At 40.0% G+C, this 16,188-nt stretch carries 17 protein-coding genes; 14 read left to right on the plus strand and 3 right to left on the minus strand.

Going from position 1 to position 16,188, the window contains the following annotated elements:
• Nucleotides 1–33 precede the first annotated feature (33 nt).
• The 6 genes from nudB to ruvB all read left to right on the plus strand — a co-directional run bounded on the left by nudB (nt 34) and on the right by ruvB (nt 4,617).
• Nucleotides 34–471: a dihydroneopterin triphosphate diphosphatase gene (gene nudB, locus E0709_RS04120; RefSeq protein WP_132301286.1), complete on the plus strand. Its 438-nt coding sequence runs from the start codon at nt 34–36 to the stop codon at nt 469–471.
• Nucleotides 472–905: 434 nt separating this feature from the next.
• Nucleotides 906–1,646, plus strand: a complete 741-nt coding sequence (locus tag E0709_RS04125; protein WP_132301284.1) for a YebC/PmpR family DNA-binding transcriptional regulator — start codon at nt 906–908, stop codon at nt 1,644–1,646.
• An 86-nt stretch (nt 1,647–1,732) separates the two neighbouring features.
• Entirely contained in the window at nt 1,733–2,275 is a 543-nt protein-coding gene (locus tag E0709_RS04130) for an ACP-like domain-containing protein (RefSeq protein ID WP_132301282.1), read from the plus strand.
• Nucleotides 2,276–2,347: 72 nt separating this feature from the next.
• A complete protein-coding gene (ruvC, locus tag E0709_RS04135; RefSeq protein WP_132301280.1) occupies nt 2,348–2,920 on the plus strand; it encodes a crossover junction endodeoxyribonuclease RuvC in 573 nt (190 codons plus the stop codon).
• 63 nt (nt 2,921–2,983) lie between these two features.
• Nucleotides 2,984–3,598 carry a Holliday junction branch migration protein RuvA gene (gene ruvA / locus E0709_RS04140; protein ID WP_132301278.1) on the plus strand — a complete coding sequence of 205 codons (615 nt, stop codon included), beginning with the start codon at nt 2,984–2,986 and terminating at the stop codon, nt 3,596–3,598.
• Nucleotides 3,599–3,609: 11 nt separating this feature from the next.
• Nucleotides 3,610–4,617, plus strand: a complete 1,008-nt coding sequence (ruvB, locus tag E0709_RS04145) for a Holliday junction branch migration DNA helicase RuvB (RefSeq protein ID WP_132301276.1) — start codon at nt 3,610–3,612, stop codon at nt 4,615–4,617.
• 30 nt (nt 4,618–4,647) lie between these two features.
• Here ruvB and E0709_RS04150 read toward each other — a convergent pair whose 3' ends face one another.
• Nucleotides 4,648–6,633: a hypothetical protein gene (locus E0709_RS04150; protein WP_132301274.1), complete on the minus strand. Its 1,986-nt coding sequence runs from the start codon at nt 6,631–6,633 to the stop codon at nt 4,648–4,650.
• Nucleotides 6,634–6,822: 189 nt separating this feature from the next.
• Here E0709_RS04150 and metF point away from each other — a divergent pair, with 189 nt between their 5' ends.
• The 8 genes from metF to cobB all read left to right on the plus strand — a co-directional run bounded on the left by metF (nt 6,823) and on the right by cobB (nt 13,755).
• On the plus strand, nt 6,823–7,710 hold the full coding sequence (gene metF, locus E0709_RS04155) for a methylenetetrahydrofolate reductase (protein WP_132301272.1): 888 nt from the start codon (nt 6,823–6,825) through the stop codon (nt 7,708–7,710).
• Nucleotides 7,711–7,880: 170 nt separating this feature from the next.
• Nucleotides 7,881–8,468 carry an aminoacyl-tRNA hydrolase gene (pth, locus tag E0709_RS04160; RefSeq protein ID WP_132301270.1) on the plus strand — a complete coding sequence of 196 codons (588 nt, stop codon included), beginning with the start codon at nt 7,881–7,883 and terminating at the stop codon, nt 8,466–8,468.
• Nucleotides 8,469–8,478: 10 nt separating this feature from the next.
• Nucleotides 8,479–9,570, plus strand: coding sequence for a redox-regulated ATPase YchF (ychF, locus tag E0709_RS04165; RefSeq protein WP_132301268.1), 1,092 nt, complete (start codon nt 8,479–8,481; stop codon nt 9,568–9,570).
• Nucleotides 9,571–9,674: 104 nt separating this feature from the next.
• A complete protein-coding gene (locus tag E0709_RS04170) occupies nt 9,675–10,109 on the plus strand; it encodes a methyltransferase family protein (protein WP_132301266.1) in 435 nt (144 codons plus the stop codon).
• A 19-nt stretch (nt 10,110–10,128) separates the two neighbouring features.
• Nucleotides 10,129–11,025 carry a homocysteine S-methyltransferase family protein gene (locus tag E0709_RS04175; protein WP_132301264.1) on the plus strand — a complete coding sequence of 299 codons (897 nt, stop codon included), beginning with the start codon at nt 10,129–10,131 and terminating at the stop codon, nt 11,023–11,025.
• Nucleotides 11,026–11,033: 8 nt separating this feature from the next.
• Nucleotides 11,034–11,579 (plus strand): protein adenylyltransferase Fic, encoded by a 546-nt coding sequence (gene fic, locus E0709_RS04180; RefSeq protein ID WP_132301262.1) that lies wholly within the window; start codon nt 11,034–11,036, stop codon nt 11,577–11,579.
• Between the two features lie 23 nt (nt 11,580–11,602).
• Nucleotides 11,603–13,012: a basic amino acid/polyamine antiporter gene (locus E0709_RS04185; protein WP_132301260.1), complete on the plus strand. Its 1,410-nt coding sequence runs from the start codon at nt 11,603–11,605 to the stop codon at nt 13,010–13,012.
• A gap of 35 nt (nt 13,013–13,047) precedes the next feature.
• The gene (gene cobB / locus E0709_RS04190) at nt 13,048–13,755 is read left to right on the plus strand and encodes a Sir2 family NAD+-dependent deacetylase (RefSeq protein ID WP_132301258.1); all 708 of its coding nucleotides are present in this window, start codon (nt 13,048–13,050) and stop codon (nt 13,753–13,755) included.
• Nucleotides 13,756–13,818: 63 nt separating this feature from the next.
• Here cobB and E0709_RS04195 read toward each other — a convergent pair whose 3' ends face one another.
• Together E0709_RS04195 and galE are read right to left on the minus strand one after the other, a co-directional pair.
• Nucleotides 13,819–15,102 carry an AmpG family muropeptide MFS transporter gene (locus tag E0709_RS04195; RefSeq protein ID WP_132301256.1) on the minus strand — a complete coding sequence of 428 codons (1,284 nt, stop codon included), beginning with the start codon at nt 15,100–15,102 and terminating at the stop codon, nt 13,819–13,821.
• Nucleotides 15,103–15,166: 64 nt separating this feature from the next.
• Nucleotides 15,167–16,183, minus strand: coding sequence for a UDP-glucose 4-epimerase GalE (galE, locus tag E0709_RS04200; protein WP_132301254.1), 1,017 nt, complete (start codon nt 16,181–16,183; stop codon nt 15,167–15,169).
• Nucleotides 16,184–16,188 lie beyond the last annotated feature (5 nt).

The raw sequence follows: 16,188 nt of genomic DNA on the forward strand, positions 1-16,188 counted from the left end.
TAGGGGCGTATTGCATACGCCCTTTTTATCAAGATGAAATATAAAAATCCTAACTCCGTTTTAGTGGTCATCTATGCCAAAAACAGTAATAAAGTCTTAATGCTCCAACGGCAAGACGACATAGATTTTTGGCAATCGGTAACGGGATCTTTAGCTAAAGACGAAACGCCCGAACAAACGGCTACACGAGAAGTTTTAGAAGAAATCGGCATCGATATAAAAACGGAAAATTTAGCACTTTTTGACTGCAATGAATGGATAACATTTGAAATTTTCCCGCATTTTCGGTATAAATATGCCCCGAATGTAACACATTGCAAAGAACATTGGTTTTTGTTGGCATTGCCAGATGAGCGAGTTCCCCAATTAACGGAACATCTTGCTTATCAATGGTTAGAACCTAAACAAGCGGCAATGCTAACAAAATCGCCGAATAATCGACAGGCGATAGAAAAATATTTAATAAAATAAAACTCACCCCCAAACCTATCCCAACGGGATGGGGAGGGCAACTGAAAAACATTCAAAGTGCGATAAAAAACCCCAAAAATTTTACTCACAATCCTTGATAGGATTGTTCGGAGCTTTGCTCCCGTTGCTACGCAACGTTGAAAATTCCTACGGAATTTTTTCACCGCACTTTTAACAACGCAAAGAAAGGTTTCCCCTTCTTTGCCGCCTAAAAATCCTTTCATTTGTAGGAAAATGGCGTCTGTCTGAGCGAAGCGAGTTCAGCCATTTTCCGTCAAGCAAATGAAAGGATTTTTAGGAAACAAGGCAAAGCAGGGTCGCCTTTTTTGGTTACTTTTTTGGCGAAGCAAAAAAGTAACAAGAACATTGGCGAAGAAAAAAGTAATAAATAAACCAAATTTAAAATTAAACAAAAAAGAGAAAGGAAAAACAACATGGCAGGACACAGTAAATGGGCTAACATCAAACACCGCAAAGCCGCACAAGATGCACAACGTGGCAAAGTTTTTACCAAATTAATCCGTGAGTTAGTCACCGCTGCAAAAATCGGCGGCGGCGATGTCGGCACTAATCCGCGTTTGCGTGCGGCAGTGGACAAAGCCCTTTCCAGCAATATGACCCGTGATACCATCAATCGTGCGATTGAGCGTGGTGTGGGCGGTGGCGATGACACCAATATGGAAACTCGTGTTTACGAAGGCTACGGACCGGGTGGCACCGCGGTGATGGTGGAATGTTTAAGTGACAACGCCAATCGTACGATTTCACAAGTTCGCCCGAGTTTTACCAAATGTGGCGGTAACTTAGGGACTGAGGGTTCGGTCGGTTATTTATTCAGTAAAAAAGGCTTAATTTTAATTCTTGAAGCCGATGAAGATGCTTTGACCGAAGCGGCAATCGAAGCGGGGGCAGACGATATTCAACCGCAAGAAGATGGTTCATTTGAAATCTATACCGCATGGGAAGATTTAAGCGATGTGCGAGAAGCGATTGAAAAAGCGGGTTTCAAAATTGAAAGTGCAGAAGTGACGATGATCCCATCAACCAGTGTCGATCTTGATGCAGAAAATGCACCAAAACTATTACGTTTAATTGATATGCTGGAAGATTGTGATGACGTGCAAAACGTCTATCACAACGGCGAAATCAGTGACGAAGTGGCTGCCTTACTTTAATATAATTTGTATTCTAAGTTTTGTTATGCTAGGATGAAATTGTCTTTTTGACCAGACCTACTTTTATCTTTATTAAGGAGATTTTTATGAAATTAGTCAAATTTATTCCTGCAATCTGTGCCACAGTAGTATTGGCTGCTTGTTCTTCTGCTCCTAGCAAGCAAGAAATAGCTGCTGCGCAAGCTGAAAAACAAGCTCAAGTTATGGAGCAAGCTGCTAATACAGCGAATGTGCAAGCGACTGAAATGGCAAAAAATATTGACGGTACAGCGCAAGTAAAAGTACAAAAAGTACCAACTGTAAATAAATCGGTAGTTTATCGTTGTCAATCAGGCAAAGTGGTCACAGCAACCTATGCTTTCGAAAATAATGATCCGCGTGCGGCTAATGTGCGTTTAGGTAAAGGTCAAAAAGCGTTAAACATTTTATTGGCGCGTGATGATAACAGCAAAGATACCGTTTCATTTGTGTCTGATAAATACGAATGGAATGTAGATACAGGTTTAACCTTAGATAACTTTAATGGTGTTGATGCCATTCATTTAGTGGAAAAAGGTACTGAATCCGATCAAATCTTAGCGAAACTTTGTAATGTTAATAAAACAGCGACAAAACGATTAAATAAATAATTAAAATCAGTTATGATGATTGGGTGGAGATAGAGCTCCACCCATTTTATTTTTGTAGAGTTGTAGGGCAACATGGCAATCATTTTAGGAATAGACCCCGGATCAAGAGTGACTGGTTATGGGGTTATTCGTCAAACAGGACGTACATTAGCATATCTCGGCAGTGGTGCCATTCGTACCCAAGTAGAGGATATGCCTACACGTTTAAAGCGGATTTATGCTGGTGTAACGGAAATTATCATGCAATTTCAGCCTGATATGTTTGCTATTGAAGAAGTATTTTTAGCCAAAAACCCAAGTTCCGCTTTAAAACTCGGACAAGCTCGTGGTACAGCCATTGTAGCAGCGGTAAATAGTGATTTACCCGTGTTTGAATATGCTGCTCGTTTGGTGAAACAAACGGTGACAGGCATTGGCTCGGCGGATAAAATACAAGTACAAGATATGGTTACTCGTATTCTTAAACTCTCTGATAAACCCCAAGCTGATGCAGCAGATGCCTTAGCGATTGCGATTACTCATGCTCACACCATTCAACATAGTTTGCAGGTTTCTCACACGGCAATTCCAACAGAAACTCGAGAAAAATACACCGCACTTTTACGCACTCGTTATAGTCGTGGGCGTTTTCGCTTAAAAATTTAACTGGATTTTTGTTCAGTCTTTGGTTATAGTAAGCAAAAATTTTTGCAAGGATAATTTAACGCTATGATCGGTCGCTTACAAGGTAAACTTATCGAAAAACACCCGCCTGAAATTTTGCTTGATGTACAAGGTGTGGGCTATGAATTGTTATTACCTATGACAAGTTTTTATAATCTACCTGAAATTGAGCAAGACTGTACTTTATTTACCCATTTGGTGGTACGAGAAGATGCACATTTACTGTTTGGATTTTCCCATAAACAAGATCGCAGTTTATTCCGTGAGTTAATCAAAACCAATGGGGTAGGACCCAAATTAGCCTTAGCGATTTTATCCGCCATGTCAGTATCGGAATTTGCTTATGCGATTGAACACGAAGAATTATCTAAGTTAGTGAAAATTCCAGGTGTGGGTAAGAAAACGGCGGAGCGGTTGTTGGTCGAATTAAAAGGCAAATTCAAAGGTGTGGGGCAAGGGGATTTCTTTGTGAAAAGTAACCATTTGCCAGCGGTTGAACGGATATCTGCAACGGAAAATGTAGCTACAGATGATGCAGTTTCAGCCTTGATTGCTTTAGGTTATAAACCGATGGATGCAGAGAAAATGGTGAAGAAAGTGGCAAAACAAGATCTGTCTTCTGAACAACTAATTCGAGCAGCCTTAAAAGCAGCTTTATAAGTGAGATAAAAATGATTGAAGCAGATCGCATTATTAGTGCTACGGCAAAATTAGATGATGAAATCGTTGATCGTGCTATTCGCCCTAAATTATTGGCGGATTATGTGGGACAACCACAAGTGCGGTCGCAAATGGAGATTTTTATTCAAGCGGCGAAATTACGTCAAGATGCCTTGGATCATCTACTGGTTTTCGGTCCCCCTGGATTGGGTAAAACCACTTTAGCCAATATTGTGGCGAATGAAATGGGGGTGAATATTCGCACCACTTCAGGTCCAGTGTTAGAAAAAGCTGGGGATCTTGCGGCTATGCTGACCAATCTTGAACCCCATGATGTGTTGTTTATAGATGAAATTCATCGTCTTTCGCCCGCTATTGAAGAAGTGCTTTATCCTGCGATGGAAGATTATCAACTGGATATTATGATTGGCGAAGGTCCAGCCGCTCGCTCGATTAAACTCGATCTGCCACCATTTACTTTAATCGGAGCAACCACAAGGGCAGGTTCACTAACTTCACCGTTACGCGATCGTTTTGGTATTGTACAACGCCTAGAATTTTATTCGGTGGATGATTTAACGTTCATTGTTTCACGTAGTGCCAACTGCTTAAATTTACAATTATCTGAAGCGGCTGCCATTGAAATTGCTCGCCGTTCTCGTGGCACACCACGGATTGCCAACCGATTATTACGCCGTGTACGTGATTATGCAGATGTGAAAAACCGCGGTGTGATTTCCGCACAAATTGCCAATGCGGCATTGTCTATGTTAGATATTGATCAGGCTGGTTTTGATTATTTAGATCGCAAATTCCTAACATCGATTATTGAACGGTTTGACGGTGGCCCCGTGGGGTTAGATAATATTGCGGCTGCCATCGGGGAAGAACGGGATACCATTGAAGATGTGCTAGAACCTTATTTGATCCAACAAGGCTTTTTACAACGTACTCCAAGAGGACGAATCGCGACCAATCATACTTATCGGCATTTTGGCTTGGAAAAGTTGATGAAATAGATAAGGAAATGGCATAAGCCACTTCCTTATCTATTCTTGATGGTTTGGTTCTGATTGGTTCTGTAATGGGGTCTCCGATGCTGGCGCAAAAGATTCACCATTTAAAATTAACTTACCTTGATGGATATTGGCATCAAGCTGATATTTATCTTCTTTTTCAGCAAAAAACATTTTCACAGCAAGTACGGCAGATTGCCAAAATTCAGTGTTTGGTTTCTCTGCTTTAACAAAATCAAGCGGTACTGTCCCATTAATTTGGAGAGTGCCTTGTTCAAGAGTGTTATTCGCTTGTTCTAAAATATCATCTATTGATATATTATCATTATTATTCGGTATTTCGGCAGTTAAATCTAGGCTAATTGGCAATGCTTGAGTTGCGCTGGGATAGGTGTCCACATTAGCAACTAGCGTAGCTTTAGGAATGGTTATTGGTGTACTGGAATATTGTTTAATCGCAAGATTGATATAACTATCTGCCATTAAATTTGTGCTGCAAATGGCATGATATAATTTACATAAATAGGCTTGGTAAAATCGTCCTTGAGAAGATGAGTATTCTAGTGGAAAATCCCATTTTAATTGACCAAATTGCATTTGTTGTTGATTGATAGCTATTTTATCCAAAGAAAGATTATTTTTGCTGTAAAAAACATCTTTTGTTGGTTGACCGACATAATTCCACTGCACATTTTCTGCTAGCCCTTTGTCTTCGATAGAAACTTTCTGAATTTTCACCGCACTTTCTAGGCGGGTTTGGAAATTTTCGGCGAGTTTTTCTAAATCGGCTAAGAATGTTGGTGTATCTTTTTGTGGAACTTCTTTCGTCTGTAAGCTTTTTGGTAAATAAGTTGTTAAAAAAGCCAAATGATTTTCTAAATTTAAATGTGAAATCTTATTTTCGCCAGAGACATCCGTAAATGCATATTCATCATCTTGCTTGAATAGGATATTTTTGGCTTTTAGATTAAGCGTTTGCGCTGCATTTTTTCTATCTTGATGATTTGACGAAAACACAATCTGTATATTTTGTGCATCAATAAGGTTTGTTTCATCCTTAGGATAAACAACATGGTTTATCGAAAGCTCGGTTTCAATTTGCTGATTATTAAACACAAAATCAATAAACTGTTTAATCATCTCGGTTAAATTAAATTGCTCGGCTTGCAATTTTCTTAATTGTTCAGGAAAGGTAACATGGGACGGTATGTTTTGTCGTTTTAAGGTTAACTTTACATCTTCCGCTCTAGGTTTATCTTGATCGGATTTGGTATTTTTATTCGACACATAAATCCCTTGTTGATTAATTTGCTGATTTAAATCATATTGTTGATCATTGATTTTTTTATCCAGCATATAATGTCCTTTAACCAAACCAAAATGCGTATCGTCACCATCAAGTAAATTTATATCAATTTTCTTGGTTTTAAAATCCGCTTTAATTAAATCATATAAATTATCTCCCACCGTGGTTAATAAAAATTCACCTTTTAATTCGCTGATTTTTAATAATTTATCGTAGTTAAAAGCAGAAAGCTCGGTTTGTAATTCAATGGATTTGGATTGAGTATGGTAAGACAATTGGCTTTCTAAAGTTTGCGATTGATTTGTGCTATCACGAAATTCGGTAAGTACACGAGAACTTAAACTATCACTAAAGACAGAAAATTGACTAGTAATGGTATTTTTGTCAATAGTGATATTAAGTTGTTCATTGAGCTGCTTAATTAAATTTGAATTAAATATAGATTCCGCACTAATCATTAACGGAAGTGCGGTTAATTTTGTGTGCATAAAATCCGTGTTATCGCCATTTTGTTCTTCTATGCTAAAAGTGAGATCGCGAGTAAAAAAATCGCTATTTTTTTCTGTAATAGTGATATTAAATTGATCCTTTAATTGATAAGGAAATTTACTAATAGTCTGATCGATTTGATAGTTGGTATAAAACTGGGCCGCAACCCCCGCGACTAAAGCGAGTGCCGAAAGACGTAATAAGAATTTAAATTTTTTGTTCATTATTTCCCCAAAATGTACGGATAATTAGGTAAAAGTATAGCGAATTTACCAGATGACTACAAATATGACTTTTTATGAATTTAATTCATGAAAAATGTGAATTTTTTGAAATTGACGCATAATCGTGATTGCTTTAATTTATCTTTAACTCAATACATTAATTGAATTCAGATAATATGGAGTAAATATATGAGCTACGCCAAAGAAATTGATACACTAAACCAACATATTGCAGATTTAGACGGAAAGATTAACATTTCATTTGAGTTTTTTCCACCGAAAACCGAGAAAATGGAGGAAACTCTGTGGACATCCATTCATCGCTTAAAGACCTTAAAACCGAAATTTGTATCAGTGACTTATGGGGCAAATTCTGGCGAACGAGATCGGACGCATAGCATTGTGAAAAGTATTAAACAACAAACAGGTTTAGAGGCCGCTCCCCATTTAACGGGGATTGATGCCACTCCTGAACAACTCCGCCAAATTGCTAAAGATTACTGGGATAGTGGTATTCGCCGTATTGTGGCATTGCGTGGCGATGAGCCAAAAGGTTATGCCAAAAAGCCGTTTTATGCATCAGATTTAGTCACATTATTGCGTGATGTCGCAGATTTTGATATTTCGGTGGCGGCTTATCCGGAAGTTCATCCTGAAGCCAAATCCGCTCAAGCAGACTTGATTAATTTAAAACGTAAAATTGATGCTGGAGCGAATCATGTGATTACGCAATTTTTCTTTGATGTAGAAAGTTATTTACGTTTCCGTGATCGTTGTGCATCGATTGGGATTGATGCAGAAATTGTACCGGGCATTTTGCCTGTGACAAATTTCAAACAGTTACAGAAAATGTCAAGTGTCACTAATGTGAAAATTCCAACTTGGTTGGCTAAGATGTATGATAGTTTAGATGAGGATCAAACTACCCGTAATTTAGTCGCATCAAGTGTTGCCATTGATATGGTTCGTGTACTTTCTCGCGAGGGGGTAAATGACTTCCATTTTTATACCTTGAATCGTAGCGAATTGACTTATGCGATTTGTCATACGTTGGGTGTTCGTCCTGAGTTCAGATAACAGATCGCGAGATTCTAAATTAAGTATAATATGAGGGTCCCTAGAAATGAATATTTTTAGGGGCTTTCATCATATCGGGTCAGGCTTTTTGTTAAGGCAAATAGAATACCGTGTAAAAACGTAAATTTTCCGCTATAATATGCCCTTATTTTTGACTAATGGAATCATCTATGTCTGAAATCAAATTAATTGTTGGATTAGGCAATCCCGGGGCAAAATATGAGGGAACTCGTCATAACGCTGGGGAATGGCTGGTCAATGAAATTGCCCGTTCATATAATGTCAGCCTGAAAGACGACCACAAATATTTTGGTAAAACTGCCAAGATTTCCACCGCACTTGGTGATGTCTGGTTGCTTGTGCCAACCACGTTTATGAATTTAAGCGGTAAAGCGGTGGGGGCGTTGGCGAATTTTTTTCGGATTAAGCCTGAAGAAATTCTCGTGGCACACGATGAGCTAGATTTGCCTTGTGGCGTGGCGAAAATCAAGCAAGGCGGCGGACATGGGGGGCATAACGGGCTGAAAGATATTATTGCGGTATTAGGTAATAACAAAAATTTCTATCGGATTCGCATTGGCATTGATCACCCAGGCAGTAAAGAATTGGTGGCAGGTTATGTATTAAGCAAAGCCGCCTCTAAAGATCAGGAAAAAATCAACACCGCCATTGACGAAGCCAGTCGTTGTGTGGATGTATTATTCAAAGACGGTGTGGTAAAAGCCACTAACCGATTAAACAGTTTTAAAGCAGAGTAAGGAATAAAAAATGGGATTTAAATGTGGTATCGTGGGTTTACCCAATGTTGGAAAATCAACCCTTTTCAACGCATTAACCAAAGCAGGTATTGAAGCGGCAAACTATCCGTTTTGTACTATTGAACCGAATACGGGCGTAGTACCCATGCCTGATCCACGTTTAGATGTGTTGGCAGAAATTGTTAAACCTGAACGGGTGTTACCGACTACTATGGAATTTGTGGATATTGCTGGTTTAGTGGCAGGTGCAAGTAAAGGCGAAGGCTTAGGCAATAAATTCTTAGCCAATATCCGTGAAACCGATGCGATCGGACATGTTGTACGTTGTTTTGAGAATGATGATATTGTTCACGTGGCAGGTAAAATCAACCCTGCGGACGATATTGAGATTATCAATACGGAATTGGCGTTAGCGGATTTAGACAGCTGTGAACGTGCCATTCAACGCTTGCAAAAACGCGCCAAAGGCGGTGATAAAGAGGCTAAATTTGAATTATCCATTATGGAAAAAATCCTGCCTGTGTTAGAAAATGCGGGAATGATTCGTGAAGTTAATTTAGATAAAGACGAACTTTTTGCGATTAAAGGCTATAATTTTTTAACCTTAAAACCGACAATGTACATTGCCAATGTGAATGAAGACGGTTTTGAACATAACCCGTATTTAGATCAAGTGCGTGCTATTGCGGAAAAAGAGGGGGCTGTCGTTGTGCCTGTGTGTGCGGCGATTGAAGCAGAAATTGCTGAATTAGAAGATGATGAAAAAGTCGAATTTTTACAAGACTTAGGCATTGAAGAACCTGGTTTAAACCGGGTCATTCGTGCAGGTTATGCCTTATTAAATTTACAAACCTATTTCACTGCGGGCGTAAAAGAAGTACGGGCGTGGACAGTTTCTGTGGGGGCAACCGCACCAAAAGCCGCCGCTGTGATTCACACCGATTTTGAAAAAGGCTTTATTCGTGCGGAAGTGATCGCTTATGATGATTTCATCCAATTCAAAGGCGAAAACGGAGCGAAAGAAGCGGGCAAATGGCGATTGGAAGGAAAAGAGTATATCGTACAAGATGGTGATGTCATGCACTTTAGATTTAATGTGTAAACCCATTCGTAGGGGTGGACCGATGTGCCCGTCCATTGAGTACGAAGCGTAGTTTTCAGGCGGACACATCGGTCCGTCCCTACATTTATGTATCAATGATGCTTATGGAACTTAAACTTCCCCCACCTATTTTATTTTTATTGGCAGTCGTATTTATCTACGGGCTACCTAAAATAGCGTTGCCTTTAGCTAATTGGTTGAGTTATCTCTTTATTTTTATGGGTATTATGATTGCTATAGCGAGCTTGTATCCATTTTATCAACATAAAACTACAATTAACCCACATCGCCCTGAGCAAAGTGTTCATCTGATTACTTACGGGATTTACCGATTTAGCCGTAATCCTATGTATTTAAGTTTAGTTTGCTTTTTACTCGCTTTTACTTTTTGGCAACAACAAGCCTTAGGCTTTTTAGTAATTATTGGCTTTATGGCTTATTTAAATCGCTTTCAAATTCAACCCGAAGAACGTATATTAGAACAAAAATTCGGGCAAGATTTTTTACAATATCAACAAAAGGTAAGACGTTGGATTTAACAAAATTTAAGGAAATATGATGACTATCACCATTTTAGACGGCGGTATGAGCCGTGAACTTATGCGATTAAACGCCCCATTTCGCCAACCCGAATGGTCAGCGTTATCGTTAATTGAAAAACCGTCCGCTGTGCAACAGGTGCATGAAGAATTTATTAAGGCAGGGGCGGAAGTGATCACCACCAACAGCTATGCCGTGGTACCGTTTCATATTGGCGAACAACGTTTTCACGCCGATGGCAAAATGCTTGCTGAACGGGCTGGGCGACTGGCACAAACTGCGGTGCAAAATTCAGGTGTTTTGACCACCAAAATCGCAGGATCTTTACCGCCAATGTTCGGCTCGTATCGAGCAGATTTAATCCAACCTGATCGCTTTGCGGAAATTGCTCAACCCATTATCGATGGGCTTTCTCCTTATGTGGATATCTGGCTATGTGAAACCCAAAGTGCGATTATTGAGCCTGTTTCCGTGCAAAAACTCTTACCAAAAGATGAACGTCCGCTATGGGTGTCATTCACCTTAACCGATGACAAACCGACTTCCGAACCGCAACTACGTTCAGGCGAAAGCGTGCAAAGTGCGGTGGAAAAAATGATCGAAATTGGCGTACAGGCGATTTTGTTTAATTGTTGCCAACCCGAAGTGATTGAACAGGCGTTAATCGTTACCCGAAAAACCCTAGAAAAACACACCGCACTTCATATTAAAACTGGAGCCTATGCCAACGCATTTGCACCGCAACCTGAAGATGCCACCGCCAATGACGGGCTAGATGAAGTACGCCAAGATCTTACCCCACTTGCCTATTTGCAATGGGCGAAAAAATGGACAGATTACGGTGCAACCATTATCGGTGGTTGCTGTGGCATTGGGGTGGACTATATTGCAGTATTAGCGAAGAATTTGAAATAGGAAATATAATGAAATCTCTTGATCAACAAAGCCTTGAAAACGCCTATCGAATGTTTGACACGGGCGAAGTCTATCAATTTGAAGTTGGCACAGTCAAAGGTTTGCAACAAATTCATCACACCTTATTTACGGGGCTGTATGATTTTGCTGGGCAAATCCGTCAATATAATATTTCCAAAGGCTATTTTCGTTTTGCCAATGTGCTTTATTTAAAGGAAGTGTTAGCCAAAATTGAGCAAATGCCCGAAGTCACCTTTGAGCAAATCATTGAAAAATATGTGGAAATGAATATTGCTCACCCCTTTATGGAAGGCAATGGACGTAGCACAAGAATTTGGTTGGATTTGATCTTGCGGAAAAATTTAGGCAAGGTGGTAAATTGGCAAAATGTGGATAAAATTTTGTATTTACAAGCGATGGAACGTAGCCCTGTGAATGATTTGGAACTGCGGTATTTATTGCAAACCAATTTAACGGATGATGTGGATAATCGTGAAATTATTTTTAAAGGAATTGAACAATCTTATTATTATGAAGGCTATCAAAAAGCCTAATTTAACCTAAAAGGAAAGCAATTATGTCAAACAAAAAAATCGGCTTAGTGTCGCTAACGGCATTGGTACTAAGCTCTATGATTGGCTCGGGGATTTTTAGTCTTCCGCAAAATATGGCAGCCGTCGCTGGGGCAGAAGCCATTTCTATCGGCTGGCTGATTACAGGCGTGGGGATTATTTTTCTCGGGCTGTCATTCTTTTTTATCTCTCGCCTACGCCCCGAATTAGACGGCGGTATTTACACCTACGCCCGTGAAGGCTTTGGTGAACTTATGGGCTTTATGTCCGCTTGGGGTTATTGGCTGTGTGCGACAATTGGGATCGTGGGCTATTTAACTGTGGCATTTGAGGGCTTGGGCGTGTTTACCGACAGCGAAAATTTTGTGCTGTTCGGGCAAGGCAACACCATTGCCGCCTTTATTGGTTCATCAATTATCGTGTGGCTGGTTCACGTCTTGATTGCAGGCGGGGTGAAAGAAGCCGCCTTAGTGAATTTGGTCGCCACCTTTGTGAAAGTCGCCCCGTTAATTTTGTTTATTGCCTTAGGTCTATGGTATTTTGATGTGGAATTATTTAACACAGACGTGCAAGCCACTAGCTTAAATAATAGTGTCGGCGATCAGGTAAAAGACACCATGTTGATTACCCTTTGGGTGTTTACGGGCGTTGAGGGGGCAGCAGTGCTTTCCGCGCACGCCAAAAAACGCTCGGATGTGGGCTTGGCAACGGTACTCGGGATTGTGATTGCCTTGGTGCTTTATGTGGCAATCACCATTTTATCTTTGGGGATTTTACCCCGTGAGGTTATCGCCAATATGCCGAATCCGTCCATGGGCCCATTGCTTGATGTGATGATGGGACAGACAGGCAAAATTATTATCACCGCTTGCTTGATTGTGTCAGTGCTAGCCTCTTATATCAGCTGGACAATGTACTCCGCCGAAGTGCCATACAGTGGCGCAAAAAACGGCGCATTTCCGAAAATTTTAGACAAACTCAACCAAAACGGCACGCCGATTAACTCCCTGTGGTTTACGGGCTTTGTGGTGCAATTTTGCTTGATTTTGGTGTTAGCCTTTGAACAAAGTTACACCAATTTATTGATGATTTCCACCTCCATGATTTTAATCCCCTATTTCTTAATTGGGGCATATTTATTCAAGTTGGCAATCCAAACCAACGCCAAATGGTACATCAAACTCACGGGCTTTATGGCATCAGTTTACGGGCTATGGATCGTCTATGCAGCAGGCTTGGAATATTTGTTATTGTCGGTGGTGTTGTATGTGCCAGGGATTTTATTATTCCTGTATTCCAACCGAAAATTCCACGGTAAAATCACCTTAACAGGGGCTGAAAAAGTCATTTTAGTGGTGATTTTAGCGATTTTTGTGTACGCGGTGTATCGTTTACCTGAGTTATTGGCTGCATAATTTATTCACTATAAACAAAGCCATAAGGAAAGAAAATGAAACCACCCAAAATCGTTATTCTAACCGGTGCAGGCATTTCCGCCGAATCTGGTATTCGTACATTCCGTGCCAGTGATGGGCTGTGGGAAGAACATCGCATTGAAGATGTCGCCACACCAGAAGGCTTTGAACGTCATCCCGAATTGGTGCAACGTTTTTATAATCAACGCCGCCGTCAGCTATTTAACCCTGACATTCAACCTAATGCGGCACATATTGCCTTAGCTAAATTAGAACAGAAATTCGGCGATAATGTATTAGTTGTTACGCAGAATGTAGATAACTTGCACGAACGTGCAGGCACCAGAAATCTGATTCACATGCACGGTGAATTATTAAAAGTACGGTGTAATTGGTCGGGGGAAATTTACGATTGGACAAGGGATGTTACCGAGCAGGATCGTTGTACCTGTTGCCAACCGCCACGCCGTTTGCGTCCGCATATTGTGTGGTTTGGCGAAATGCCGTTACAAATGGAACGGATTTATCAGGCTTTAAATGAATGTGATTATTTTGTTTCCATTGGTACATCGGGCAATGTTTATCCTGCCGCAGGTTTTGTGCAAGAAGTCAGCCCTCAATGTAAGACTATTGAAATCAATTTAGAACCCAGTCAGATTCGTTCGCATTTTGCTGATGTGAGAGTGGGAAAAGCCAGCGAATTAGTACCGCAGTTTGTGAATGAAATTGGCATCGCGGAATAGGTATATTAAAAATATTTTTAGCTGTTGTTTATCGGTATCTATAATCCAGGTGAGATATTTATTTTAAGAAAGAGTATTGGCAGATTTTTGTTGCCAAGGCGCAATCCAAATCAAGCAAACCATACCCGGAATGGCTAACCAAAAACACAGCCAGAAATAATCGTAATAGCCAAGCCAATCAATTAGACTGCCTGCTTGGGTATTTAAGGTGGCTCTTGGCAACGCTGATAAACTGGTGAATAAGGCAAGTTGTGTTGCTGTATAAAGCGGATTGGTTTCTCTCGCCATAAATGCAACAAAAGCAGATGTTCCTAACCCAATACCGATATATTCTGCCGCAATGACTAAGCTAAGAGCGAATAGTTCATAAGTACCAATTTGTGCAAAAGGACCTTGTTTGGCGAGCCATGCAAAACCCAGAATCGTAATGAGCTGCACTATACCAAATAACCATAATGCTTTATTAATCCCAATTTTTAGCATAACAATGCCACCAATAATACTGGCGATCACCATTGGCCAAAGTGAAGCATTTTTCGCTACAAGACCGATTTGGCTATTGCTGAAACCCATATCTAAATAGAATGGTGAAATCAGTGCTGTTGCCATACTATCACCCAGTTTATAGAGAAAAATAAACGCTAAAATAGCCAATGCTGACCAAATGCCTTTGCGACCAAAAAATTCTTTAAACGGTTCAATCACATTATCTTTTAAAGTGCGGTGCGAATTTAGCTCAATTTTGGGTTCTTGGCTAATAAATAAGGTCATAAAAATACCGGGTAACATAAACAGAGCAGTAATGATAAAGACAGTTTGCCATGGGAGATAATCGGACAAAATTAAGGAAAGTGACCCCGGTACTAAACCTGCAATTCGATAAGCATTGACGTGAATGGAATTGCCTAGCCCTAATTCTTCATCCGATAAAATTTCTCGACGGTAAGCATCAAGCACCACATCTTGATTGGCGGAGAAAAAAGCACAAAGAGTAGCAAGCCCTGCGATTAAGGTTAATCCTTGATTCGTCTGGGGTGAAATAAAACCAAATAAAGCCATTGAGATTAATAACAGAATTTGTGAAACCAAAATCCAACCACGACGACGACCCAGAAAAGGCATTGAATAACGGTCAAGCAAAGGCGACCATAAAAATTTCCATGTAAAAGGAAGAGTAACTGCGGTGAAATAACCAAGGGTTTTTAAATCCACCTGTTCGGAGCGTAGCCAAATCGGTAATAAGGAAATTAGAATATAAAAAGGCAGCCCCGAGCTGAAACCTGTAAAAATACAGATCAGCATATTGCGACTAAAAATTTGTGAGAAAACGGAAGATTTATTTGGCATAGTTAAAATATAATGAAATTCGAATGGAAAAGTGCGGTGTTTTTTACCGCACTTTTATGATTAATTAGTCTTTATAGCCTTGCGGATTATTTTTCTGCCAATTCCACGTATCTCGCATCATGGCATTCAAGTCACGTTCTGCTTTCCAGCCTAATTCTTTTAAAGCACGGCTTGCATCAGCGTAATTTTCGGCAATATCACCCGCACGGCGAGGGGTAAATTTATATGGAACAACGATATTATTCGCTTGTTCAAAGGCTTTCACCATATCTAATACAGAATAACCTACACCCGTACCTAAATTATAAATATGTAATCCACCATCATTTTCATGACGAGCAAGCGCTTTAACGTGTCCAATGGCAAGGTCAACAACGTGAATATAATCACGTACACCGGTGCCATCAGGCGTATTGTAATCATTACCAAAAATAGATAATTCTTTTAATTTACCCACCGCCACTTGAGCAATATAAGGCATTAAATTATTGGGAATACCATTCGGATCTTCACCGATTAAACCACTTTCGTGTGCGCCAACAGGGTTAAAATAACGCAAGAGCGTAATGCTAAATTTCGGTTCCGCTTTAGCAATATCGGTTAGCATTTGTTCTACCATTAATTTTGATGTGCCATAAGGGTTAGTTGTACCACCTACTTTGCAATCTTCCGTCACTGGAATAACGTCAGGATCGCCATAAACCGTAGAAGATGAGCTAAATACAAAATTCCATACGCCTGCTTTACGCATTTGTTCAATTAAATTTAATGAACCCACTACGTTATTGTGATAATACTCAATGGGTTTTTGTACACTTTCACCGACAGCTTTTAAACCAGCAAAATGGATAACCGATTCAATGTGATTTTCAGCAAAGATTTGTTGTAATAATGCACTATCTAAAATATCACCTTGGTAAAATTTGGCTTGTTTACCTGTAATTTGAGCAACCCGTGCAAGGGATTTTGCTGAAGAATTGCACAGATTGTCTAATACAACCACTTCTTTGTCGGCATTGAATAATTCAACGACAGTATGTGAGCCGATATAACCCGCTCCACCAGTGACTAAAATTGCCATTATTT

The organism is Lonepinella koalarum (genome assembly GCF_004565475.1).
Taxonomy (GTDB): Bacteria; Pseudomonadota; Gammaproteobacteria; order Enterobacterales; family Pasteurellaceae; genus Lonepinella; species Lonepinella koalarum.